Annotated in this window: 23 protein-coding genes; 8 read left to right on the top strand and 15 right to left on the bottom strand. The window is 72.2% G+C overall.

The features are described from left to right. The first annotated feature begins 50 nt into the window (after positions 1 to 50). Positions 51 to 680: an ABATE domain-containing protein gene (locus C3489_RS09845; RefSeq protein WP_103781379.1), complete on the top strand. Its 630-nt coding sequence runs from the start codon at positions 51 to 53 to the stop codon at positions 678 to 680. Here C3489_RS09845 and sodX read toward each other — a convergent pair. Continuing rightward, positions 584 to 1,027 carry a nickel-type superoxide dismutase maturation protease gene (gene sodX, locus C3489_RS09840; RefSeq protein ID WP_103781378.1) on the bottom strand — a complete coding sequence of 148 codons (444 nt, stop codon included), beginning with the start codon at positions 1,025 to 1,027 and terminating at the stop codon, positions 584 to 586. The genes C3489_RS09845 and sodX overlap by 97 nt on opposite strands. A 144-nt stretch (positions 1,028 to 1,171) precedes the next feature. Here sodX and sodN point away from each other — a divergent pair, with 144 nt between their 5' ends. Continuing rightward, a complete protein-coding gene (sodN, locus tag C3489_RS09835; RefSeq protein WP_103781377.1) occupies positions 1,172 to 1,567 on the top strand; it encodes a superoxide dismutase, Ni in 396 nt (131 codons plus the stop codon). A gap of 101 nt (positions 1,568 to 1,668) precedes the next feature. Here the strand turns inward: sodN and C3489_RS09830 are convergent, their stop codons facing one another. Beyond that, positions 1,669 to 2,487 (bottom strand): alpha/beta fold hydrolase, encoded by an 819-nt coding sequence (locus C3489_RS09830; protein WP_258054626.1) that lies wholly within the window; start codon positions 2,485 to 2,487, stop codon positions 1,669 to 1,671. Between the two features lie 92 nt (positions 2,488 to 2,579). On the opposite strand from C3489_RS09830, the gene C3489_RS09825 reads away from it, so the two are divergent. Next, on the top strand, positions 2,580 to 4,649 hold the full coding sequence (locus C3489_RS09825; RefSeq protein ID WP_103781375.1) for a transcriptional regulator: 2,070 nt from the start codon (positions 2,580 to 2,582) through the stop codon (positions 4,647 to 4,649). A gap of 3 nt (positions 4,650 to 4,652) precedes the next feature. Here C3489_RS09825 and C3489_RS09820 read toward each other — a convergent pair whose 3' ends face one another. The 6 genes from C3489_RS09820 to C3489_RS09795 form a co-directional block, all read right to left on the bottom strand. Next, a complete protein-coding gene (locus C3489_RS09820) occupies positions 4,653 to 5,633 on the bottom strand; it encodes a hydroxyacid dehydrogenase (protein ID WP_103781414.1) in 981 nt (326 codons plus the stop codon). Positions 5,634 to 5,674: 41 nt separating this feature from the next. Continuing rightward, on the bottom strand, positions 5,675 to 6,583 hold the full coding sequence (locus C3489_RS09815) for a carbohydrate ABC transporter permease (RefSeq protein WP_103781374.1): 909 nt from the start codon (positions 6,581 to 6,583) through the stop codon (positions 5,675 to 5,677). Continuing rightward, positions 6,580 to 7,539 (bottom strand): carbohydrate ABC transporter permease, encoded by a 960-nt coding sequence (locus tag C3489_RS09810; RefSeq protein ID WP_103781373.1) that lies wholly within the window; start codon positions 7,537 to 7,539, stop codon positions 6,580 to 6,582. The genes C3489_RS09815 and C3489_RS09810 overlap by 4 nt, the downstream gene beginning before the upstream one ends. Then, entirely contained in the window at positions 7,539 to 8,876 is a 1,338-nt protein-coding gene (locus C3489_RS09805; RefSeq protein ID WP_103781372.1) for an ABC transporter substrate-binding protein, read from the bottom strand. The genes C3489_RS09810 and C3489_RS09805 overlap by 1 nt, the downstream gene beginning before the upstream one ends. A 150-nt stretch (positions 8,877 to 9,026) precedes the next feature. Beyond that, a complete protein-coding gene (locus C3489_RS09800; protein WP_103781371.1) occupies positions 9,027 to 10,088 on the bottom strand; it encodes a substrate-binding domain-containing protein in 1,062 nt (353 codons plus the stop codon). A gap of 157 nt (positions 10,089 to 10,245) precedes the next feature. After that, positions 10,246 to 11,736: a right-handed parallel beta-helix repeat-containing protein gene (locus tag C3489_RS09795; RefSeq protein ID WP_103781370.1), complete on the bottom strand. Its 1,491-nt coding sequence runs from the start codon at positions 11,734 to 11,736 to the stop codon at positions 10,246 to 10,248. Positions 11,737 to 11,867: 131 nt separating this feature from the next. Here C3489_RS09795 and C3489_RS09790 point away from each other — a divergent pair, with 131 nt between their 5' ends. Both C3489_RS09790 and C3489_RS09785 read left to right on the top strand, forming a co-directional pair. Beyond that, positions 11,868 to 12,296, top strand: coding sequence for a helix-turn-helix transcriptional regulator (locus C3489_RS09790; protein ID WP_103781369.1), 429 nt, complete (start codon positions 11,868 to 11,870; stop codon positions 12,294 to 12,296). 10 nt (positions 12,297 to 12,306) lie between these two features. Next, positions 12,307 to 12,717 (top strand): VOC family protein, encoded by a 411-nt coding sequence (locus C3489_RS09785; protein ID WP_103781413.1) that lies wholly within the window; start codon positions 12,307 to 12,309, stop codon positions 12,715 to 12,717. A gap of 4 nt (positions 12,718 to 12,721) precedes the next feature. On the opposite strand, the gene C3489_RS09780 is transcribed toward C3489_RS09785, so the two are convergent. The 6 genes from C3489_RS09780 to C3489_RS09755 all read right to left on the bottom strand — a co-directional run bounded on the left by C3489_RS09780 (position 12,722) and on the right by C3489_RS09755 (position 17,309). Then, positions 12,722 to 13,057: a DUF952 domain-containing protein gene (locus C3489_RS09780; RefSeq protein WP_103781368.1), complete on the bottom strand. Its 336-nt coding sequence runs from the start codon at positions 13,055 to 13,057 to the stop codon at positions 12,722 to 12,724. Between the two features lie 9 nt (positions 13,058 to 13,066). Continuing rightward, entirely contained in the window at positions 13,067 to 13,285 is a 219-nt protein-coding gene (locus C3489_RS09775) for a hypothetical protein (RefSeq protein WP_103781367.1), read from the bottom strand. A gap of 19 nt (positions 13,286 to 13,304) precedes the next feature. Then, entirely contained in the window at positions 13,305 to 13,889 is a 585-nt protein-coding gene (locus tag C3489_RS09770) for a dihydrofolate reductase family protein (protein WP_103781366.1), read from the bottom strand. A gap of 108 nt (positions 13,890 to 13,997) precedes the next feature. After that, complete coding sequence (locus C3489_RS09765; RefSeq protein WP_103781365.1) at positions 13,998 to 14,585, bottom strand: GNAT family N-acetyltransferase; 588 nt, start codon at positions 14,583 to 14,585, stop codon at positions 13,998 to 14,000. Positions 14,586 to 14,790: 205 nt separating this feature from the next. Beyond that, positions 14,791 to 15,906, bottom strand: a complete 1,116-nt coding sequence (locus tag C3489_RS09760) for a family 2 encapsulin nanocompartment cargo protein polyprenyl transferase (RefSeq protein ID WP_258054624.1) — start codon at positions 15,904 to 15,906, stop codon at positions 14,791 to 14,793. Then, positions 15,903 to 17,309 carry a family 2B encapsulin nanocompartment shell protein gene (locus tag C3489_RS09755; protein WP_103781363.1) on the bottom strand — a complete coding sequence of 469 codons (1,407 nt, stop codon included), beginning with the start codon at positions 17,307 to 17,309 and terminating at the stop codon, positions 15,903 to 15,905. The genes C3489_RS09760 and C3489_RS09755 overlap by 4 nt, the downstream gene beginning before the upstream one ends. Before the next feature lie 291 nt (positions 17,310 to 17,600). Here C3489_RS09755 and C3489_RS09750 point away from each other — a divergent pair, with 291 nt between their 5' ends. Together C3489_RS09750 and C3489_RS09745 are read left to right on the top strand one after the other, a co-directional pair. Further along, on the top strand, positions 17,601 to 18,191 hold the full coding sequence (locus C3489_RS09750; RefSeq protein ID WP_103781362.1) for an N-acetylmuramoyl-L-alanine amidase: 591 nt from the start codon (positions 17,601 to 17,603) through the stop codon (positions 18,189 to 18,191). A 22-nt stretch (positions 18,192 to 18,213) separates the two neighbouring features. Beyond that, entirely contained in the window at positions 18,214 to 19,158 is a 945-nt protein-coding gene (locus tag C3489_RS09745) for a 1-aminocyclopropane-1-carboxylate deaminase/D-cysteine desulfhydrase (RefSeq protein ID WP_103781361.1), read from the top strand. Here C3489_RS09745 and C3489_RS09740 read toward each other — a convergent pair. Continuing rightward, a complete protein-coding gene (locus C3489_RS09740) occupies positions 19,140 to 20,738 on the bottom strand; it encodes a Na+/H+ antiporter (protein WP_103781360.1) in 1,599 nt (532 codons plus the stop codon). The two genes, C3489_RS09745 and C3489_RS09740, sit on opposite strands and share 19 nt — an antisense overlap. A 60-nt stretch (positions 20,739 to 20,798) precedes the next feature. Between C3489_RS09740 and C3489_RS09735 the strand changes: the two genes are divergently transcribed. After that, positions 20,799 to 21,059, top strand: a complete 261-nt coding sequence (locus C3489_RS09735; RefSeq protein ID WP_103781359.1) for a UBP-type zinc finger domain-containing protein — start codon at positions 20,799 to 20,801, stop codon at positions 21,057 to 21,059. The last annotated feature ends 240 nt before the right edge of the window (positions 21,060 to 21,299 follow it).

Raw genomic sequence — 21,299 nt, 5'->3', positions numbered from 1 at the left:
TGTTACCCGACCGCACCCACGACCATAGAGCGCCTCCGTAAGGACTACAAGTGGAACTGGCCTATTACTCGGACTACGCCGTACGGCTCGTGAACAGTGAGGAGCCGACCCGGGGCAAGGACTCCCTGACCTCGGTGGAGGCCGTCCGGGAGCTGTTCGGCGCCAACCAGTCGGCGGCCCGCCGCGCCACCGACGCGGACGTCACCCGCTTCCGCTCGGTCCGGGCCCGGCTGCGCGCGGTCTTCGAGGCGGCCGACGAGGGCGACGAGACGCGCGCGGTGGACCTGCTGAACGCGCTGCTGCTGGAGTTCCCGGTCAGCCCGCAGATCTCCGGCCACGACCACCGCGACGACGACGGCCGCCCGCTGTGGCACATGCACCTGGCCGACCACCCGTCCAACGCCACCGCCGGCTACGCCGCCATCGCCGCGATGGGCCTGGCGTTCCACCTGACCGAGTACGGCGTGGACCGGCTCGGCCTGTGCGAGGCCGCGCCCTGCCGCAACGCCTACCTGGACACCTCGACCAACCGCTCCCGGCGCTATTGCTCCGACCGCTGCGCCACCCGCGCCAACGTGGCCGCCTACCGGGCCCGCAAGCGCCTGGAGGCCGACCGGTCGGCGAACAGGGGCCGGGCGGCCGACAGCACCCAGCGCGCCACCGCGAGCGGCGAGCGCTGATCCGGCTCCGGCATCCGGCGCAGACGGAAGACGGCCCGGCCCACCATCAGCTCGTCCGGCACGACACCGAACTCCTCGCTGTCCGTCGTCGCCCCGAACGGGTTGTCGGCGAGCACCCACCAGCCCCCGTCCCGGCGCTCCGCAGCCCGCTTCACGACCAGCAGGTTCTGCTGCAGCGGATGACGCAGGACGACGATGTCACCGGGCCGCACCCGGGCCCCGTGGCGCACCAGCAGCTGATCGCCGTGGTACAGCGTGGGCACCATCGACGGCCCCGTCACCTCGACCCACCCGAAAGGCGGCTGGGCAGGCCTCCCCTGCTCGGTCTCCTGCGACAGCTCCGGCATCCCGGCACCTCCCCGGTCCATTCATCCACCAGTCTCAGTCTGACCCTGGACTTTTGTCCTAAGCCCAAGGGGGCACTCGCGAAAACCCGTGCCGCAGGGAGTAATGTCCCACCTGAGAAGACGATCACGAGGAAGGAATGCTCCATGCTTTCCCGCCTGTTTGCCCCCAAGGTCAAGGTCAGCGCACACTGCGACCTGCCCTGCGGTGTGTACGACCCGGCCCAGGCCCGCATCGAGGCGGAGTCGGTGAAGGCCGTGCAGGAGAAGATGGCCGGCAACGACGACCCGCACTTCCAGGCTCGTGCCACGGTCATCAAGGAGCAGCGCGCCGAGCTCGCGAAGCACCACGTGTCCGTGCTGTGGAGCGACTACTTCAAGGCGCCGCACTTCGAGAAGTACCCGCAGCTGCACCAGCTGGTCAACGACACCCTGAAGGCCCTGTCGGCCGCCAAGGCGTCCACCGACCCCAAGACCGGTGAGAAGGCCCTGGAGCTCATCGCCGAGATCGACAAGATCTTCTGGGAGACCAAGAAGGCCTGATCACGTCAGCCGCCACCGACCCGCGGTCGGTGCACCACCGCGGGGGCGCGACCCGTGAGAAGGGGGCCGGTCGGACATCCGACCGGCCCCTTTCGCGTTCGTCACGGGGTGATCGGGTGCCTCGCGAAGAAGCGCGCCAGGGCCGTGGCGACCGGCTCGGGGTGTTCGATGTGCAGCAGGTGGCCCACGCCGTCGATGACGTGCTCCTCCACTCCGGGTACCGCCGCGCGCAGGAACGCGGCCACCTCCCACCACAGTGGGCGGGTGTCGCTGCCCAGCAGCGACAGCACGGGCCGGTGGATCGCCGCGGCCTCCTCGGGGCCGAACCGCCACGCGGCCAGGGCCGGCAGCTCGGTCCCGAAGAAGGTGTCGGCGTCCTTGGCCGCCCGCTCCACACAGCCCGGCATCCGCTCCTCCAGCAGCGCCCGGCACCGCTCGGCGTCCATCCCGCACACCACGGGCAGGAACAGCGACAGAGCCCGCTCCGGGTCCCCGGCGCCGTACGCCTCGAAAGCCGGTGCCAGCTCCGCCAGGAGCGCCTGCCCGGCCGGCAGCGACAGGACGGGGAGCTCCAGCAGCGCGGCCGTGGCCACCCGGTCGGGACGGTCCTGGGCGAGCTGGGCCGCGACCGCCGCGCCGCTGGAGTGCCCGGCCACATGGACGCGGTCCAGACCGAGCCGGTCGAGCAGCGCGACCGCGTCGGCCGCGTGGTCGGCGACCGACACCGGCCCCGGGGTGTGGGTGCTGCCGCCCCAGCCCCGCTTGTGGTACCGAATGAGCCGGTGGTGGTCGGCGAGGGCGGGCTCGGTGACCAGCGGCGCGAATCCGTCCGCCAGTACCGGACCGACCAGCAGCACCGGCTCGCCGGATCCGTGGATGTCGTACTCCAACCGGATGTCGTTCACCCTGGTGGTGTCCATGGTGTCCTCCTCGACGGTCATCTCTGACCAGAAGGCGTAAGCGAGACCGTTACGGCCGTAACCACGCGGCCCGCGACGGAAAGGACGTGGGCGTGAGCCATGCCGGCGGCCACCCGGCCGCACTCGAACAGGCCCGGACGGCCGCGGCCCGCGGCGCGTGGAGCGACGCCTACGACGCCTACCTGCGGGCCGGCGAGCTGGGCCCGGCGGAACTCGCCGAGCTCGCCGGCGTCGCCTACGCCGCGGGGCACCTCGACACGGCGATCGAGACCTGGGAGCGGCTGCACGGCGAGCTGGCGGCGCTCGGCGAGGACACCGGCGCGGCCGGCGCCGCCGTACGCGTGGCGATGCACCTGCTGTTCGACACCGCGCTCATGGCCCCCGTACGGGGGTGGCTGCGCCGCGCCGAACAGCTGCTCGGCCCGGGCGCGGCCACGCCCGCGTACGCCTGGTTCGCCGTGGTGCGGGCCTACGAACGGCTGCTCAGCGGCGATCCGGACGCCGCCCGCGCGTGGGCCGGGCGGGCGGTGATCACCGGCTCGGGCACGGATCCGGCGGCGGCCGCCGTGGGGCGGGTGGCACAGGCCCGGCTGCTCATCGTCGACGGTGACGTGGAGGAAGGGCTGGCGCTGCTCGACGACGCCGGCGCGACCGCGATGTCCGGTGACCTCGACCCGCTGTCGACCGGGGTCGTCTACTGCGAGCTGGTCTGCGCGCTGCAGGGCCTGGCCCAGTACGACCTGGCCGAGCAGTGGACCGAGGCGATGGAGCGGTGGACCCGGGCCAACCCCATCGGCAGCCTGCACGGCCGGTGCCGGGTGCACCGGGCCGAGATCCTGCGGCTGCGGGGCCAGTGCGCACCCGCCGAGCGGCAGGCACTGCTGGCCTGCGAGGAGCTGCGCCCCTATGTGCGCCGCGAGCTGGGCTGGCCGCTGACCGAGCTGGGCCGCATCCGGCTGCGCCGCGGTGATCCGCAGGGCGCCGAGGAAGCGCTGCTCGCCGCCCACCGGCTCGGCTGGGACCCCGAGCCCTGGCTCTCGCTCACCCGGCTCGCCGCCGGGGACGCCGGCACGGCGGCCGCCACGATCCGGCAGGCACTGGCCCACCCGCTGCCGGTGCCGTCCAAGGAGCTGCCGCCCAGCACCGCGCTGCGCCGGGCGCCCCTGCTGGCCGCGCAGGTGTCCATCGCCCTGGCCGCCGCCGACGCGGACACGGCCCGGGCCGCCGCCCGGGAGCTGGCGGAGGTGGCCGCCCGTTACGGGAGCAGCGCGCTCAGCGGGGCGGCGCTGCGCGCGCGGGGCGAGGTGTTGCTCGCCGAGGGCGACGCGGCCGGCGCGGCGGAGGCGCTCGCCGACGCGGTACGCGTGTGGAGCGAGATCGGCGCACCCTACGAGACGGCCGAGTGCCGGCTGCTGCTCGCCGACGCCCGGCGCGACCTGGGCGATCCGGAGGCCGAGAACCTCGAACGCGGGGCGGCGCAGGCCACGTTCGAGCAGCTGGCCGGGGGCACGTCCGAGCAGCCGGCCCAGCATGCCCGGACCACGACCGAGCACCCCGCGCAGCCCCGCGTCACCGAGCCGGCGCCCGCGGACGCCACCGAAGCCGACCTCTTCGTCCGCGAGGGCGACTACTGGACGGTCCTTTTCGACGGCCGGCGGGCGACCGTCCGCGACAGCAAGGGCATGCGGCACCTGGCCCGGCTGCTGGCCGCGCCCGGCCGGGAGTTCCATGTCCTCGACCTCGCCGCCGCCGACACCGACGACCCCGCGGCGGCCGCCCGGCTGGTGCGCGCCCCGGACGCCGGTCCGCTGCTGGACGAGCGTGCCAAGGCGGCCTACCGGCAGCGGCTCGCGGAGATCGAGGAGGACCTCGACGACGCCCGGGCCCAGGGCGACCTCGCCCGGCAGGAACAGGCCGCCTACGAGCGCGACTTCCTGATCGCCGAGCTGCGCCGGGCCGTCGGTCTGGGCGGGCGGGACCGGCGGGCCGGCGCGGCCTCGGAACGGGCCCGGGCCGCGGTGACCCAGGCCCTGCGCAAGGCGCTCGCCCGTCTGCACGCGACCTGCCCGCCGCTCGGCGAGCACCTCGACCGGACGATCCGTACCGGCACGTACTGCGTGTACCTCCCGGACCCCCGCTCCCCCGTCGCCTGGACCACCTGACGCTCAGGCCGACCGGTGCCACTCCGCCCGGCTGACCGGGTGGGCGAAGGGCAGGCCCGCGGTGTAGCGGTCGAGTTCGTCGGCGGCCGCCGCGGCCATGCGGTGCAGCTCGTTGCCCAGGGAGCCCGCGATGTGCGGGGTCAGCAGCACGTTGGGCAGGTCGTAGAGCGGGGAGTCGGGGGGCAGGACCTCCGGGACCGTCACGTCGAGGACCGCGTCCAGCCGGCCCGCCGTCAGCTCCTCGGTCAGCGCGTCCTGGTCGATCAGCGAGCCGCGGGAGGTGTTGATGAGCGTGGCGCCGGTGTGCATCAGCGCCAGGCGGCCGGCGTCGATCAGGTGCCGGGTCTCGGGCAGCTCGGGGGCGTGCACGCTCACCACGTCCGACGCGGCGCACAGCTCGTCCAGGCCGACCGACCGCGCGCCCAGCGCCGCCGCCTCGGCGGGCGGGACGTAGGGGTCGTGCAGGAGGAGGTCCAGGTCGTGCGGACGCAGCAGTTCCAGGACCCGGCGGCCGATGCGGGAGGCGCCGACGATACCGACCGTACGGCGGTAGTTGCCGGCCTCGGCGTAGGCGCCCTGCCAGTCGTGCGGGGCGCGGCGGCGGCGGTAGTCGTCGCGGATGCGCAGGAGCCGTTTGTTGGCGAGCAGGATCAGGGCGACCGTGTACTCGGCGACGGGCAGGGCGTTCGCCCAGGCCGCCGACGTGACCTGGATGCCGCGTTCCCAGCACGCCTCGGTGATGTGGTGCTTGACCGAGCCGGCCGCGTGGACGACCGCCCGCAGGCGGGGCGCGGCGGCCAGCACCTCGGCCGTCAGCGGAGGGCAGCCCCAGCTGCTGACGATCACCTCGGTCTCGTGCAGGACGGCTGCCGCGCGCGGCTCGGTGAAGTCCTCGACGACCAGCTTCGGGTCGAGGTCGGCGAGGTCGGTGAGCCGGGTCATGGTGGGGGCGTCGATGAGCTTGGCCGCCAGGTCGGCGTGCATGGCCAGCAGGGCACGCGGCCGGCGGCGTCCGGCGGGGGCGGTCACTTGACGGCTCCCGCGGTCATGCCCGCCTTCCAGAACCGCTGCAGCGCGACGAAGGCGACGACGAGCGGGATCACGGCGAGCAGCGAGCCGGTCACCACCAGCGGGTAGTACTCGGGGAAGGAGTGGGTCTGGGTGTTCCACGCGTACAGGCCGAGGCTGACCGGGAACAGCTTGGTGTCGGACAGCATCACCAGCGGCAGGAAGAAGTTGTTCCAGATCGCCGTGAACTGGAACAGGCAGATCGTCACGAACCCCGGCATCACCATCCGCAGCCCGATCGACCAGAAGGTCCGCAGTTCGCCCGCGCCGTCCATGCGCGCGGCCTCCAGCACCTCGCCGGGCACATAGCCGGCGCAGAAGACGCGGGCCAGGTAGACGCCGAACGGGTTGACCAGGGACGGCAGGAACACCGCCCAGAAGGTGTTGACCAGGCCCACCTTGGAGGCGAGCAGGTACATCGGCAGGGCGAGCGCGGTGGTCGGCACCAGCACGCCGAGCAGCACCAGGCCGAACAGCTTCTCCTTGCCGGCGAAGCGCGAGACGTGGAAGGCGTACCCCGCGGCGACGCAGATCAGCCCGCACAGCAGGGCGCCGCCGCCGGCGTACAGCAGGGAGTTGAGGTACCAGCGGAAGTACACGCCGTCGCCGGTCGCGGCGAGGTTCGCGAGGTTGTCGCCGAGGTGCCAGCGGGAGGGGGACAGGGTCCGCCCGCCGAGCAGGTCGCCGGTGTTCTTGGCGGCGGCGGTCAGCAGCCACAGCAGCGGGAAGAGCGTGTAGAGGGTGGCCAGCAGCAGGATGCCGTTGACGGCCGTCTTCGACAGGGACCAGGGGCGGCGCCCCGGCTCCTGGGTGTCGTACGCATCGGTCTTCGGCGGTGCCGGCCGGACGGGCGCGGTGGTGCTCATGCCTTCGCTCCCTTCGGCTCGGCGCCGCGGCCACCGCTGAGCCGGGTGACCACGAAGGACAGGACGGCGGCGGCGAGGGCGAGCAGGACGGAGGCGGCCGCGGCGAGGCCGTAGTCGTTCCGTTCGAAGGCCGCGGTGTAGGCGTACATGTTGGGGGTCCAGGTGGTGACGACGCCGGGGGCCGCGCCGTGCAGGATCATCGGCTCGGTGAACAGCTGGAGCGAGCCGATCACGGTGAACAGGCCGACCATGGCGAGCGAGGGCCGGATCAGCGGGAGTTTGATGCTGAGCGCGGTGCGCAGGGGGCCCGCGCCGTCGACGACGGAGGCTTCCAGCACCTCGCGCGGGATGGCCTGGAGGGCGGCGAAGAAGATGATGAGGTTGTAGCCGGTCCACTCCCACAGCGCGATGTTGACGACGGCGGGGACCGGGTGGCCGAGCAGGTCGGCCTCGATGCCGCCGGAGTGCAGGGCGCCGATCACCGGGCTGACGCCGGGCGTGTACAGGTACATCCACACCAGGGCGGCGATGATGCCGGGCACGGCGTGCGGCAGGAACAGCGCCAGCTGGAAGAAGCGCCGGGCGCGGGCGAGCGTGGAGTCGAGCAGCAGCGCCAGCAGCAGGGACAGGGCCAGCATCAGCGGGATGTACAGCACGCAGTACAGCGCCAGGTTGACGAAGCCGCCCCGGAAGGACGCGTCGCCGAGGGCCTGCGTGTAGTTGCCGAGGCCGGCGAACACGCGCTGCACGCCGCCGAAGCCGAGGCCGGAGCGGCGCTCGCGGTAGAGGCTGAGGTAGACGGCGTTGCCGATGGGGATCAGCGTGCACGCGGTGAAGAGCAGGAAGAACGGCAGCAGCAGCGTCACCGGGGCGCCCGGCCTCCCGCGCCGGCGGGCGGGGCGGGAGGCGGAGCGGGAGGCCGGGGCGCTGCCGCCGGGCAGCGTCGGGGCGACCATCAGCCGGTCACCTTGATGCCGCGGTTGCCGAGTTCCTTCGTGGTCGCGCTCTGGGCGCCCTTGACGCTGTCGAGGATGCTGCCCTTGCCGCCCTGGATGCCGGCGAAGGAGTCCTTGAGGGAGTTGTTGGTGACGCCCATGGCCGGGCCCCAGGCCCAGTCGGGGCGGATCGACTTGGCGGCGTCCTGGAAGAGCGTGTAGACGTCCTGGCCCTGGAACAGCGCGCCCTTGAAGGAGGCCTTGGCGACCGGGACGAGCGCGGGTGCGGCCGGGTAGGCGGAGGAGGTGCCGCTGGCGATACGGGCCTTGATGCCGGCCTCGGTGGTGGTGGCCCACTCGGCGAACTTCACCGCGGCCTCGGCCTTCTTGCTGTCCTTGGACACGGCGAAGGTGGAGCCGCCGAGCATGCCGCTGGCCGGGTTGCCGTCGGCGGTGGGGATGGGAGCGGCCGCCCACTTGCCGGTCTGGTCGGGCAGGGTGCCGCCGAGCACGCCCGCGCCCCAGCTGGCGCCGAGGTAGCCGACGGTCTGGCCCTTCTGCAGGGCGGCGGTCCACTGCTGGGAGAAGGACGGGGCGACGTCGATCAGGTCGTCGTCGATCATCTTCTGCCAGTAGCCGGCGGTCCGCTGGGTGGCGGGGTCGGTGAAGTTCACCTTCCACGCGTCGCCCTCGGTCTTGAACCACTGCGCGCCCGCCTGCCAGGCCATCGCCTCGAAGGTGCTGGGGTCGTCGGGGAAGAAGGTGGCGATACGGGCCTTGGGGTCGGCCTTCTTGATCTTCTCGGCGTCGGCGCGGAACTCGTCCCAGGTCTTCGGCGGCGTGGTGATGTGCGCCTTGGCGAAGACGTCCTTGCGGTAGTAGAAGGTCTGCGGCGCGGCGTCCAGCGGCAGCGCCCAGGTCGATCCGCCGAGCGTGGTCAACTGCACCGCCTGCGGCAGGTACTTGGCCTTGAGGCCGGCCGGGACCAGCTTGCTGATGTCCTTGACGGCGCCCTGGCTGACGAAGTCCGGCAGCTGCGGGTACTCCACGTTGAACACGTCGGGCGCGTTGCCCGCCTTGACCGCGTTGGAGATCTTGGCGTAGCCGCCGGCGTTGCCGGAGGGGATCTCCTGGAACTGCACCTTCACGTCCTTCTGGGCCGCGTTGAAGGCGTCGACGACGTCCTTGGTGCCCTTGGCCCAGCCCCAGAAGGTGATCGTCACGGGGCCGTTCTTGCCGGCGGCGCCGGCGTCCGCGTCCTCGCCCGAGCCGCAGGCGGCGAGCGCGGTGAGGGACAGGGCGGTGACGGCGATCAGGGCGGTGGAGCGGACTCTGCGTGCGGTGGCGGAGGAAGTCATGGGCGCGGCTCCTTGAACGGGGCGGGATCGGGTGACATCCTCAGTCGCCATTTGATCGGAGTCAATACTCTTCGATCAAATGATCTGAAGTGATCAGCCCGAACCCGAGTCCGGCGGGGCCGGGCGCCGAGTCCGGCGGGCCCGGGCGCGTCAGCCGCAGGACGCCCGCACGGTGAGCGAGGGCAGCAGCTCGATCTGGTGCACCGGCAGCGCGTCCCCCTCGTCGAGGCGGCGCAGCAGCAGCCGCAGCGCCTCCGCGCCCACGGCCCGCTTGGGCGGGGCCACCGCGGTCAGCGGCGGGTCGGAGAGGTTCGCGTAGACGTCGTCGTACGACACCAGGGCCAGGTCGTCGGGCACGGTCAGACCGTGCGCGCGCAGCAGCGGCGGCAGCTGGATGGCGTCCTGGTCGTTGTGGACCAGCACCGCCCGTACGCCGGAGGCGGCGGCCTCGGCGATCCGCGCGGCCAGCGCCTGATGACCGCCCGCGGGCCGCGCCGCGGCCGGCGTGGGAATGTCGACGACCGGCAGGTCCGCGAGCCCGAGACCCTCGACCGCGACGGCGTACCCGGCGCGCACCTCGTGCGCCGTGCGGGTGTCGGAACGCGCCGCGAGCAGCACGGACGTGTGGCCGAGCCCGGCGAGCCGGCGCAGGGCGAGCAGCACGCCGTGGCGGTGGTTGGAGCAGACCGCGTCGAGCCCCGCGGCGGGGCTGGCGGGCGCGGCCCGGCGCTCCACGAGGACGGCCGGCACCGGCAGGTCGCCCAGCCAGTCGCTGCCCACGAGGCCGCCGTCCGCCGACCAGTTGGGGGTCAGCAGCAGCCCGTCGACGTCCGACTCCAGCAGCCGTTCGACCTGGGCGCGGTCGCTGTCCGCCTCGTAGGGGGCGATGCCGAGCACCACGCGGGCCCCGGCGGCGGTCGCCGCGGCGCTGGCACCCGCGACGACCTCGTCGAAGTACGACCCGACGGACGGCACGAGCATGCCGATCACCCGTCCCTGCCCGCCGGGCCCGGCCGCGGAGGCGCCCGCCGACAGCGAGACCGCGCCGTGCGTGCGCTCCAGGCGCCCCTCCTCGGCCAGCGCGGCCACGTCCCGGCGCACCGTGACGGCGGGGATGCCGAGGCGTTCGGCGAGCTCCACGACCCGGACGGATCCGGCCTCCCGCACCACCTGAAGGATGCGCGTACGGCGTTCCTGCGCCGATGTGGCCATCGGGTCCTCCTGATCCTGGCGACGCGACGGCGCCGGCCGCCGTCGCCGTCCGGGCTGCCTCACGACCTCCCGCCCTCACGGTATCCGATCACATCGTGGTCATCTGATCAATCCGCTCAGGCCATCGCCCGGGCCCGCGCTGCAGTCCCGGCCCGCGCTACAGTCCCGGCCCGTTGTACGCGCCCCGGTTCGGCTTCGCGGTCGCCGAGACCGGGTTGCCCCAGTAGTCCCGGCCGCCGTTGTCCTGGACGACGCCGCCGTTGGCCAGGGCCGGGGAGTCGGCGCGCAGCCGGTAGCCGCCGGCGGAGGCCAGGGTGTCGCCGCCGGTGCCGGGGGCGGTGAACCTCGGGTCGCCGGCGATGCCGTTGGCGGTGGGCCGGGGCACGCCCTGGAAGACGTTCCACAGCCAGGAGATCCCGGACCCGGTGGGCAGCCTGGAGTCGGCGGTGCCCACCCAGATGTTGTTCTCCACGAGGCTGTTCGAGGGCAGCGTGACGTCGAACTTCTTGTCCGGGCAGTAGAAGACGTTGTTGTACATCCGCAGCGCGGACCGGCCGCCGGAGGCGTGGACGATCCGGCAGTCGTTCTCGGAGACGTTGTAGCGGACGACCTGGGTCGCCGCCCCGCTGGTGCCGCAGCCGTCGCAGTCGAGGAAGAACCCGCCGATGTTGTCCCGGCTGAAGTTGTACTGGATGGTGCAGGTGCCGGTGTTGCCCCAGTCGCAGTCGAAGGCCTCGCTGTCGAAGACGGACATCCGCGTGATGTCGTGGACGGCGTTGAACTGCATCACCGGGTTGTGGTCGCCGAGCACCCAGATCCCGGCGAAGTTGCCGCCCGAGAACGGATAGACCCCGTTGCCCACGCCGGAGGCGGTGTTGTACTGGATCAGCGGCGCCTCGGCGTAGCTGACGATGACGCCGTCGCCGCCCACGTCGCTGATCGTGTTCCGCTCGACCAGCACACCGGTGCCCTTGAGCGCCATCGCGCCCACTCGGACCTTCACTCCCCCGCCCCCGGTGTTGCTGATGACGTTGTCGTGGACGTGGATGTCGTCGAGCGTGGACCCGGTGCCGCTCGCGCCGGTGACGATGCCGGCGGACTGCACGTAGTCGTCGGTCGTCGGGCTGTTCTTGTTGGTCTGCCCGGCGACCCGGTCGACGACGAGATCGCCGATGTCGAAACCGGAGTGGGCGCGGCCGTCGGTGGCGGAGATCCGCAGCCCGGTGCGGCGGGCCAGGGCCGGGGCCGGATTGGTGATCTTCAGGCCGGTGACCGTCCAGTGGTCCTGGTCGGTGAAGGCCACGGCGTCGGGTGCGCCGGCGCCGTCGATCACCGGCCGGGCGCCGGAGCCGTACGAGGTGAGCGTGGCGGGTGCGGCGGCGGTGCCGCTTCCCCGGGGTGTGAGGGTGCCGGTGCAGGTGGTGCCGGCGGCCAGGGCGAGGGTGTCGCCGGGGCCGTAGGTGCGGCCGTTGGCCTGGGCGAGGCTGTTGAAGGGGGCGGCCTGGCTGCCGTCACCCGCCGTGGGGCGGGAGCAGTCGACGTAGGTCGTCGTGCCGGCGGCCGCTGCCGGTACGGCGGGCAGCGCGGCCGTACCGATCAGCGCGAGGGCGGCCACGGCCGACCGGCACAGGGCGGGGGTGATCCTCATGGAGTGTCCACCTTCCTTGGGTGGCTCAGAGGGACCGGAACGACGCCCGAAGCTAGGGAGGCACAAGGATCACGTCAATGCCCACGTATCAATCGATCGCAATTCGCTCAGCACCCGATCAATTGATCCCCATGTGCTGGGCCGGTTCCGCGTGGCATGCTGGCCGGGTGACCCCCGAGGACCTGGCCCGGCTGCGCAGGGCCCGTGACCGCATGGACCGCGAGTACGCCGAGCCTCTCGACATCGCCACGCTCGCCCGTACGGCGCTGATGTCTCCGGGCCACTTCCAGCGCAGCTTCCGCGAGGCGTACGGCGAGACGCCCTACGGCTATCTGATGACCCTCCGGGTGGAGCGCGCCAAGGCGCTGCTGCGGCGCGGGGACCTGAGCGTGACCGAGGTGTGCTTCGCCGTCGGCTGCACCTCGCTGGGCTCGTTCAGCTCCCGGTTCACCCAGCTGGTGGGCATGACACCGAGCGCGTACCGGGCCCGTCCGCACGAGGAGGTCGCGGTGATCCCGCCCTGCGTGGTGCGCCGGCTCACGCGCCCGCGCCGACCTTAGGTTGACCGTCATGGATGTGAAACTGAAGCAGTGCTTCATCACCGTCGACGACCCCGACAAGGCGCTCGCCTTCTACCGGGACGTCCTCGGCCTCCAGCTGCGCAACGACGTGGAGTACGAGGGGCTGCGCTGGCTGACCGTCGGCTCCCCGCTCCAGCCGGACGTGGAGATCGTGCTGGAGCCGCCGGCTGCCGACGCCTCCCCCGCCGACCGGGAGACCCTGACCCGGCTGCTGGCCAAGGGCGTGCTGCGCGGCGTCATCTTCACCACCCCCGACTGCGAGGCGCTGTGCGAGAAGGTCAGGGAGGCGGGCACGGAGATCCTGCAGGAGCCGATGGACCAGCCCTACGGGGTGCGGGACTGCGCGTTCCGGGACCCGGCGGGCAATCTGCTGCGGTTCATGCAGCGGGCGGACGGCTGACGGCTCAGGCCGACCACGGCTCCTCGGCCACCACGGCGGCCGCCGGGATGGGCCCGTACACGTGCGGGAACTCCTCTCCGCCGGGCTCGGCGGCCTCGTACTTCAGCGGCACATCCAGCCGCGCCGGGTCCACGACGAGGACGACCAGCTCGTCCGGGCCGTCGTAGCCGCCGTACAGAAAGGCGGCCACCGCGGGCAGTTGCGCCCGGGTCGAGCAGTGGATGAAACCCTCCTGCTCCAGGGTGCGGCCGCGGGTCGACATCGTGTACCGGCCCCGGGCGCGGGCGGCCTCCCACAGGGAGCGTTCGGTGAGGTGGAGGATGTGCGGGGCGTCGGTCATGCGCCCACGCTAGCCACCTTTCCGCGGGGCGTCGTCCGCTTTCTGCGCGGCCTCCTCGGCCGGGGCGACGCCCCCGGGCTCCTCCTCCGCACGGGCCGCCGGGCACTCGGGGTTGCGGCAGGGCCCGGGCCCCCACACCGGCACCCAGGCGCCCAGCGTCTTGTGCCGCCGGACGACCCTCTCGACGGGCTGTCCGCAGACGGGGCAGACGGGTTCGTCGCGGTCCATCTCCCCAGCGTAGGGCGGCTCAGCCCTTCCTGCTGTACGTCCGCACCAGGACGCCGTTCCTGAACGTGCGCACGTCCTCCAGCCGGAAGTCCGTGACGGCGAAGGCCGAGCCGAACATCGGCATGCCCGAACCGTAGATCTGCGGGTAGGTCTTGATGACGAGCTCGTCGACCTCGTCGACCAGCTGCCCGGCGAGCCGCGACCCACCGCACAGATAGATGCCGAGCCCACCCTCCTCGGCCTTCAGCTCGCGCACCTTCCCCACCAGGTCATCCGCGATGATCTCGACGTTCGGGTCGGGCGACTCCCCCAGGGTGCGCGAGGCGACGTGCTCGCGCAGATGGGCATACGGGCTGGTGATGCCCTCCTTGAGGGCGAGTTCATAGCTGCCCCGCCCCTGGATGATCGTGTCGAACCGTTTGTTCGGCAGGTCGTCGAGACCCATCGCGCGACGGCCAGGGGTCGCCATCGTCTCCGGGTACTCCGCCGCGAGGAACGCGATGAACTCCTCGTCGACGAACGAGTACATCGACGAGGCGTCGCCGGCCGGGTCACCGATGAACCCGTCGATCGAGCAGGCGATGAAGTAGGTGAGCTTGCGCAAGCCGGTCTCTTTTCCGTAGGCGGGTGATCACTTCAGTTGTAGTACTCCACTTGTAGTGGTTGCAAGGAGATTTCCCCACCCGCATCAATTAAGAGACGACCCTCCGCTTCAGCCCCGCGGCTCCCGCCACATCGGCCACATCCGGGGCCCGTCGGGCAGATCCAGGTCACCCATGACCGCAAAGCCGAGCCGCTCGTACAACGCCCGGCTGCGCACGTTGCTGGCCTCCAGATAGGCGGGCAGCCCCTCGCGGTCGCACCGCTGAAGCACATGCTCGATCAACGCGGTGCCCAGCCCCTCCCCCTGCCGCTCCGGAGCGACCCCGATCATCCACAGATAGAGATGCGCACGCTCCCCGGGGTGCACCCCGGCGGTCAGCCGCCCGATCAACTCCACCCGCTCATTTCCCGGATCCACCGCCTGCCGCAGCTCAGCGGGCCCCTCGTCCTCCCCGTGCTCGCCACCGGGCACGGACAGCCACAACGCGCAGGCAGCCAAGTCATCGCTGAGATCGATCCACCCCTCACCGAGCACGATGTCGGTGAAGGCCCCCATCAACCGCCGATGCGTACGGCGCCGGTACTCCTCCCCGGGAAACACCCACGCGCTGACCGGATCATCCAGAAAGGCCTCGTCCAACAACCGCACGACGAGGTCCCGATCCCCCGCATCCGCCCGCCGTATGACCACACCCACGAGGACCCTCCCACCAACCCGCCTACGGAATACGGTCGTTGACCCTATCCCGCACGCCCGCCCGGCGACGGCCCGCACCCGCGCACGGCGGGAGGGGGCCGCCGCAGGCGTTCAAGGGGGCGCGGGGAACTGCGCGAGCAACCACAACGCACCCGCAGACGAAAGACCACCGCAGCCAAGCCCGGCCAAGCGCCGCAGGCAATCGTCACGAACAACGCCGCGTGACAAACTCCGCCAGACTCAGCAAACCCCCCGCCCTCTCCGGCTCCGGCAAAACCCGAGCCAACGCACAAACAGCCCGCGACATACGATCCGCCGCCTGCTCCTGCGCCCAGTCCCGCCCACCGGCCCGCTCCACGGCGGACGCCGCCCGCTCCACATCCCCCGCCTCGAACGGCACCGCGTACAACTCCGCCAGCTCCCGCGCCGCCCCCGTGCCGGAGGCCAACGCCGCGACCACCGGCAGCGACTTCTTCCGCGCCGCGAGATCCGCCCCCGCCGGCTTGCCGGTGTGCCGGGGATCCCCCCAGATCCCGATCACGTCGTCGATGAGCTGGAAGGCGAGCCCGGCCTCCCGCCCGAACACCTCCAGCGCCTCGACGTCCTCCACCTCCGCTCCCGCGTACAGCGCACCGATCGCGCAGGCACAGCCCAGCAGCGCCCCGGTCTTGGCCTCGGCCATGGCGAGCACCTCGTCGATCCCCACCTCACCGGCCGCGCGCCGCTCCAGCGCGGTGTCGGTGTGCTGCCCGGCGCACAACTCGACGACACAGGACGTCAGCCGCGCGGCCGCCGCCGCGGCCGCCGGATGCGGATCCTCCGCGAGCATCCGCAGCGCGAGGGCCTGCAGGGCGTCGCCGGCGAGGATCGCGTCGGCGTCCCCGAACACGGTCCAGGCGGTCGGCCGGTGCCGCCGGGTGCTGTCCCGGTCCATCACGTCGTCGTGCAGCAGCGTGAAGTTGTGCACCAGCTCCACCGCCGCGGCCACCCGCACCGCGCTCTCCAGCGCAGGCCGCCCGCCGAGCGCGTCGGCCGCCGCGAGGACGAGCGCCGGCCGCAGCGCCTTGCCCGCGGGTGCCGAGTCCGCAGTGCCGTCCGCCCGCTCCCAGCCGAAGTGGTACCCGGCGACACGTCGCATGGAGTGCGGCAGCGAGGCCACCGCCGCGCGCAGCTCGGGATCGACCAGGACCCGCGCCCGCTCCAGAAGCACCGCCGCCTCCGCGCCGTCCGTCGTCGCCCCGCCCTGCGCCGGGAGCGCGGCCGAAGCGTGTGCCCGCCCCGCCGTGGGACGGGCACACGGCCCCTGGACGGGGAGGGTCACCGCCAGCGGCCGATCTCGACGTTCTCCAGCACGCCCAGCGCATCGGGCACGAGCACCGCCGCCGAGTAGTACGCCGTCACCAGGTACTTGATGATCGCCTGCTCGTTGATGCCCATGAACCGCACGGACAGGCTCGGCTCGATCTCGTCGGGGAGGCCGGACTGTCGCAGGCCGATGACGCCCTGGTCCTGCTCACCGAGACGCATCGCGATGATGGAGGTGGTGCGCGCCTCCGTCACCGGGATCTTGTTGCACGGGTAGATCGGCACGCCCCGCCAGGTCGGGATGCGGTTGCCGCCCACGTCGATGGTCTCGGGGACGAGCCCGCGCTTGTTCAGCTCCCGCCCGAACGCGGCGATCGCGCGCGGGTGGGCGAGGAACATCTTGGTGCCGCGCCGCCGGCTGAGCAGCTCGTCCATGTCGTCCGGGCTGGGCACGCCGTCGTGCGGCTGGATCCGCTGGTCGTACTCGCAGTTGTTGAGCAGGCCGAACTCACGGTTGTTGACCAGCTCGTGCTCCTGGCGCTCCTTCAACGCCTCGACGGTGAGCCGCAGCTGCTGCTCGGTCTGGTTCATCGGCTGGTTGTACAGGTCGGCCACGCGCGTGTGGATGCGCAGCACGGTCTGGGCGATGCTCAGCTCGTACTCGCGGGGCCGGGCCTCGTAGTCGACGAAGGTGTGCGGGATGTCCGGCTCGCCGGAGTGACCGGCGGCCAGCTCGACCTCCTTCTCCCCGTACTTGTTGGTGCGCTGGGCCGGAACCGAGCGCGTGCGCCGCAGCTGCTCGCGCAGGGACTCGGCGCGCTCGGCGACCTGCTCGACGTCCTGGCGGGAGAGGATCAGCACCGTGCACGCGGTGTCCGCGCGGGCGGTGTACTCCCAGATGGCGTCGCCGGACAGCAACGCCTGGTCGCCGAAGTACGCGCCGTCGGCGAGCACACCGAGGACCTGGTCGTCGCCGTAGGGGCCGGTGCCGACCTTCTCCACCCTGCCGTGCGCCAGCAGGTACACCTCCTCGGCCTGGCTGCCGAAGGAGGCGATCACGTCGCCCGGGGCGAACTCGTGCTGCCGGCAGCGCTGGGCCAGTTCCGCCAGCACCTCCTCGTCCTCGTACGACCTCAGGGCGGGCAGCTCACCCAGCTCGGCGGGGATCACCTCGACCCGGTCCCCGGTCTTCACGAACGTGATGCGGCCGTCGCCGACCGCGTAGGTCAGCCGCCGGTTCACCCGGTACGTGCCGCCCTGCACATCCACCCACGGCAGGAGCCGCAGCAGCCAGCGCGAGCTGATCTCCTGCATCTGCGGGACGGACTTGGTGGTGGTGGCCAGGTTCCGCGCGGCCGCGGTGCCAAGGCTCTGCTGCGGCCGGGTCTCTTCCGTGCGGACCTCTTCGCCTACCGACATAGAGAACTGCCCTCCCAGTGCTGCACTGGCTCCGAAGTGCGCCAGGCATCGATCTCCGACCAGGCTCCCATCACGGAGCGTGCCGGTGCTATTACACGAAAGAGCGGGGTTGGATCACCGCTCGCTGGGAAGAGGGAGAAATCCGCTTCCCCACCGATCGGTCCCGGCATGTCCGGATCGGCTCGCACACCGTACGAACGATGTGGTCCAGGACATCCCGTTTCGGTACAAGCGCTGTAACGACGGCGGCCGCGACCCGTGGCCGCGGCACGGCAGCACGAAGGAGGCGACATGGCCTCACCCCTGTCCGCGAGCGACTTCCTGGCCGCGCTGAGAGCCGAGGGTCTGAAGGTCGTCGAAGTCGGCGACTGGAGGCATCACAACCGCAATCACAAGGGCCCCTGGGGCCCGGTGCACGGCGTGATGATCCACCACACGGTGACCCGCGGCAGCGCGCGCACGGTGGAGCTCTGCCGCGACGGACACCCGGGGCTGCCGGGCCCGCTGTGCCACGGCGTGATCACCAAGGACGGCACGGTCCACCTGGTCGGCTACGGCCGCGCCAACCACGCCGGCCTCGGCGACCACGACGTACTGCGCGCGGTGATCGCGGAGAAGGCGCTGCCCCACGACAACGAGGCCGACACCGACGGCAACCGCTGCTTCTACGGCTTCGAGTGCGAGAACCTCGGCGACGGCGAGGACCCCTGGCCCGAGGCCCAGCTGGAGGCGATCGAGAAGGCGGCGGCGGCCGTCTGCCGCCGGCACGGCTGGACACAGCGGTCGGTCATCGGGCACCTGGAGTGGCAACCGGGGAAGGTGGACCCGCGGGGGTTCACGATGACGTGGCTGCGGGCACGGATCCGCGACCGCCTGAAGTGAGCGGCTGTTCGACAATGGTGCCGTGACCAGCCTGGACGCCCTTGAACCCCGTCTCCCCTCGCCCCTGCGGGAGGTGCCGGACGACCGTTTCGCCCGGCACGGCGTCCGTCTGTTCCTCAAGCGCGACGACCTGATCCACCCGGAGCTGGTCGGCAACAAGTGGCGCAAGCTGGCGCCCAACCTCACGGCGGCGGCCGGGCGCCCGATCGTGACGTTCGGCGGCGCGTACTCCAACCACCTGCGGGCCACGGCCGCCGCGGGCCGCCTCCTGGGCGTGCCCACGGTGGGTGTGGTCCGCGGCCAGGAGCTGGCCGGCCGCCCCCTCAATCCCGTGCTGGCCCGGTGCGCCGCCGACGGCATGCGGCTGCACTTCGTCGACAGGTCGACGTATCGCCGTAAAGCGGAACCGGACATCCTTGCCGCGGTCCTGGGCTCGGCAGGGGTCCCGGACGCGTACGTCGTGCCCGAGGGCGGCAGCAACGCGGCGGCGGTGCGGGGATGCCTGGCGCTCGGCGCGGAACTGCGCGGCCGGGCGGACGTGGTCGCGGTCGCCTGCGGCACCGGCGGCACCCTGGCCGGGCTGGCCGCCGGACTGGGGCCCGGGCAGCGGGCGCTCGGCATCCCGGTGCTCAAGGGAGGCTTCCTCGCCGACGAGATACGGCGGCTGCAGGGCGCGGCCTTCGGCGGCCGGCGCGGCAGCTGGTCCCTGGACGAGCGCTTCCACTTCGGCGGCTACGCGCGCGTGCCCGCCCTGCTGGACGCGTTCGCGGAGGACTTCGAGGAGCGGCACCGACTGCCCGTGGAACGTCTCTATGTCGCCAAGCTGTTGTACGGGCTCGTCGCCCTGACCGAGGAGGGGGCCTTCCCGCGCGGCACCGTCCTCGCAGCCGTGATCACGGGCCGCCCGTTCCCCCCGTCTCGCCCGCCTCGGTCCGGTCCCGGTACGGATCAGGTCGCCTCGCGGTAGGCCGCCGCCTCCTCCAGGTCCAGGCGGCGCAGCAGCGTGCGCAGCATCTCGTCGTCGATGTAGCGGCCGTCGCGCAGCTTCACGAAGACCTCACGTTCGGCGCTGATCATCTCGCTGGACAGCCGCCGGTAGGTGTCGTCGGCGGTCTCACCGGTGATCGGATTGACCTGGCCGAGGCGTTCCCACACGGCGTTGCGGCGGCGCTCCAGGACGGTGCGCAGCCGGTCGGCGAGCGGCGGCGGAAGGGCGTTGCGCTCGTCGGCGAGGAGGTCGTCCAGGCGCTGCTCGGCGACGCGGGACGCCTGCGCCTGCGCGTTGGCCTCCGCCAGGGTCTCGGCCTGGATGTCGCGGCCGGGGAACTTCAGCAGGCGGATCAGCGGGGGCAGGGTCAGTCCCTGCACCACGAGGGTGCCGATGACCGTGGTGAAGGTCAGGAAGAGGATCAGGTTGCGCTGCGGGAAGGGCTGGTCGCCGTCGTGCAGGTGGAGCGGGATGGAGAAGGCGATGGCCAGGGAGACGACCCCGCGCATGCCGGCCCACGCGATGACGACCGGGGCACGCCAGGTGGGGTTGTCCTCGCGCGTACGCACGCGTGCCGACAGCAGCCGCGGCAGGAAGGTCGCCGGGTACACCCACAGGAAGCGGGCCGCGACGACCACCAGGAAGAGCGCGATGGCGTACCAGGCGGCGTCGGCACCCTCGTACTCCCCGAGGCCCTTCAGGACGACCGGCAGTTGCAGGCCGATGAGCGCGAAGACGGCCGACTCCAGGACGAAGGCGACCATCTTCCACACCGCCTCCTCCTGCAGCCGGGTGGCGAAGTCGACCTCCCACGCGCGGTGCCCGAGGTACAGCGCGACGACGACCACGGCCAGCACACCCGAGGCGTGGACCTGCTCGGCCGCCGCGTAGGCGACGAACGGGATCAGCAGCGAGAGGGTGTTCTGCAGCAGGGGTTCCTTGAGGTGGGTGCGCAGCCAGTGGATCGGGGCCATCAGGACCAGGCCCACCACCACGCCGCCGACCGCCGCGAGCAGGAACTCGCCGATCCCGCCGGCCCAGGACGCGCCCTCGCCGACGGCCGCGGCGAGGGCCACCTTGTACGCGGTGATCGCGGTGGCGTCGTTCAGCAGGGACTCGCCCTGGAGGATCGTGGTGATCCGGGAGGGCAGCCCGACCCTGCGCGCCACCGCCGTCGCCGCCACCGCGTCCGGCGGCGCGACGACCGCGCCGAGCACGAGCGCCGCGGTCAGCGGCAGGCCGGGCACGAGCACGTACGCGGCCCAGCCGACGAGGACGGTCGCGAACAGGACGTAGCCGACGGACAGCAGCGCCACCGGCCGCGTCTGCGCTCTGAGGTCCAGGTAGGAGCTGTCGGTGGCGGAGGTGTACAGCAGCGGCGGCAGCAGCAGGGGCAGCACCACGTCCGGGTCGAGCCGGTAGTCGGGGATGCCGGGCACGTACGACACGGCCAGGCCGGCCGCGACCAGCAGCAGCGGCGCGGGCACCGGGGTGCGCCGGGCCGCCGCGGCGACCGCCGCACTGCCCGCCACCAGCAACAGCAGTGGCATCACGTCCATGGTCCTCGCCCGCCCTCTTTTCCGCGCCGCCGTCCGCGGGCCCGTCGTAACCTGGCAATCATGAAACAGTGCACGCACGCCGACGCGCTGCCGCGTCCGGAACCTCAGCCGCAGAGCGAGACGTGTCCGGAGTGCCTGCGGGACGGCACGCATCCGGTGCAGCTGCGGCTGTGCATGACGTGCGGCCACGTGGGCTGCTGCGACTCCTCGCCGGGCCGGCACGCCACCGAGCACCACAAGGACTCCGGTCACCCGGTGATGCGGACGTTCGAACCCGGTGAGGACTGGCGCTGGTGCTTCGTCGACCATGTACTGGTGTGAGCGGTCCGGCACGTTCCGGCGTGAGCGGTCCGGTGGGTGAAACGGGCGGGACAGAAGACCGGAAGGGCCCGTACCGGGTACGGTTCGAGCGTCTGACGTCTGGGTACGTCAATCCGGCGCGCGCTGTTCCCAATTGGGCCCGCACACCCCCTAGCCACGGAGCGTATCCGGAGTTTTACTATGAGTGACGGCAAGGGGTTGGGGTCCCGGAACAGGAAACTTCTGGGCGCGATAGCGTCA

Origin of the sequence: Streptomyces sp. Ru71, assembly GCF_002920535.1 — a bacterium.
Lineage (GTDB): Bacteria > Actinomycetota > Actinomycetes > Streptomycetales > Streptomycetaceae > Streptomyces.
The sequence above is the reverse complement of the archived record's forward strand: the minus strand, read 5'-3'. Positions and strand labels throughout refer to the sequence as shown.

What these genes read in the sequence shown, in the direction of transcription:
- C3489_RS09740 (WP_103781360.1), bottom strand. Translation starts at nt 20,738, where the DNA reads ATGGACGTGATGCCACTGCTGTTGCTGGTGGCGGGCAGTGCGGCGGTC.
- C3489_RS09810 (WP_103781373.1), bottom strand. Translation starts at nt 7,539, where the DNA reads ATGGTCGCCCCGACGCTGCCCGGCGGCAGCGCCCCGGCCTCCCGCTCC.
- C3489_RS09830 (WP_258054626.1), bottom strand. Translation starts at nt 2,487, where the DNA reads ATGGACACCACCAGGGTGAACGACATCCGGTTGGAGTACGACATCCAC.
- sodX (WP_103781378.1), bottom strand. Translation starts at nt 1,027, where the DNA reads ATGCCGGAGCTGTCGCAGGAGACCGAGCAGGGGAGGCCTGCCCAGCCG.
- C3489_RS09805 (WP_103781372.1), bottom strand. Translation starts at nt 8,876, where the DNA reads ATGACTTCCTCCGCCACCGCACGCAGAGTCCGCTCCACCGCCCTGATC.
- C3489_RS09820 (WP_103781414.1), bottom strand. Translation starts at nt 5,633, where the DNA reads ATGCACGCCGACCTGGCGGCCAAGCTCATCGACGCCCCCACCATGACC.
- C3489_RS09790 (WP_103781369.1), top strand. Translation starts at nt 11,868, where the DNA reads ATGTGCTGGGCCGGTTCCGCGTGGCATGCTGGCCGGGTGACCCCCGAG.
- C3489_RS09800 (WP_103781371.1), bottom strand. Translation starts at nt 10,088, where the DNA reads ATGGCCACATCGGCGCAGGAACGCCGTACGCGCATCCTTCAGGTGGTG.
- C3489_RS09750 (WP_103781362.1), top strand. Translation starts at nt 17,601, where the DNA reads ATGGCCTCACCCCTGTCCGCGAGCGACTTCCTGGCCGCGCTGAGAGCC.
- C3489_RS09785 (WP_103781413.1), top strand. Translation starts at nt 12,307, where the DNA reads ATGGATGTGAAACTGAAGCAGTGCTTCATCACCGTCGACGACCCCGAC.
- sodN (WP_103781377.1), top strand. Translation starts at nt 1,172, where the DNA reads ATGCTTTCCCGCCTGTTTGCCCCCAAGGTCAAGGTCAGCGCACACTGC.
- C3489_RS09795 (WP_103781370.1), bottom strand. Translation starts at nt 11,736, where the DNA reads ATGAGGATCACCCCCGCCCTGTGCCGGTCGGCCGTGGCCGCCCTCGCG.
- C3489_RS09755 (WP_103781363.1), bottom strand. Translation starts at nt 17,309, where the DNA reads ATGTCGGTAGGCGAAGAGGTCCGCACGGAAGAGACCCGGCCGCAGCAG.
- C3489_RS09735 (WP_103781359.1), top strand. Translation starts at nt 20,799, where the DNA reads ATGAAACAGTGCACGCACGCCGACGCGCTGCCGCGTCCGGAACCTCAG.
- C3489_RS09780 (WP_103781368.1), bottom strand. Translation starts at nt 13,057, where the DNA reads ATGACCGACGCCCCGCACATCCTCCACCTCACCGAACGCTCCCTGTGG.
- C3489_RS09775 (WP_103781367.1), bottom strand. Translation starts at nt 13,285, where the DNA reads ATGGACCGCGACGAACCCGTCTGCCCCGTCTGCGGACAGCCCGTCGAG.
- C3489_RS09815 (WP_103781374.1), bottom strand. Translation starts at nt 6,583, where the DNA reads ATGAGCACCACCGCGCCCGTCCGGCCGGCACCGCCGAAGACCGATGCG.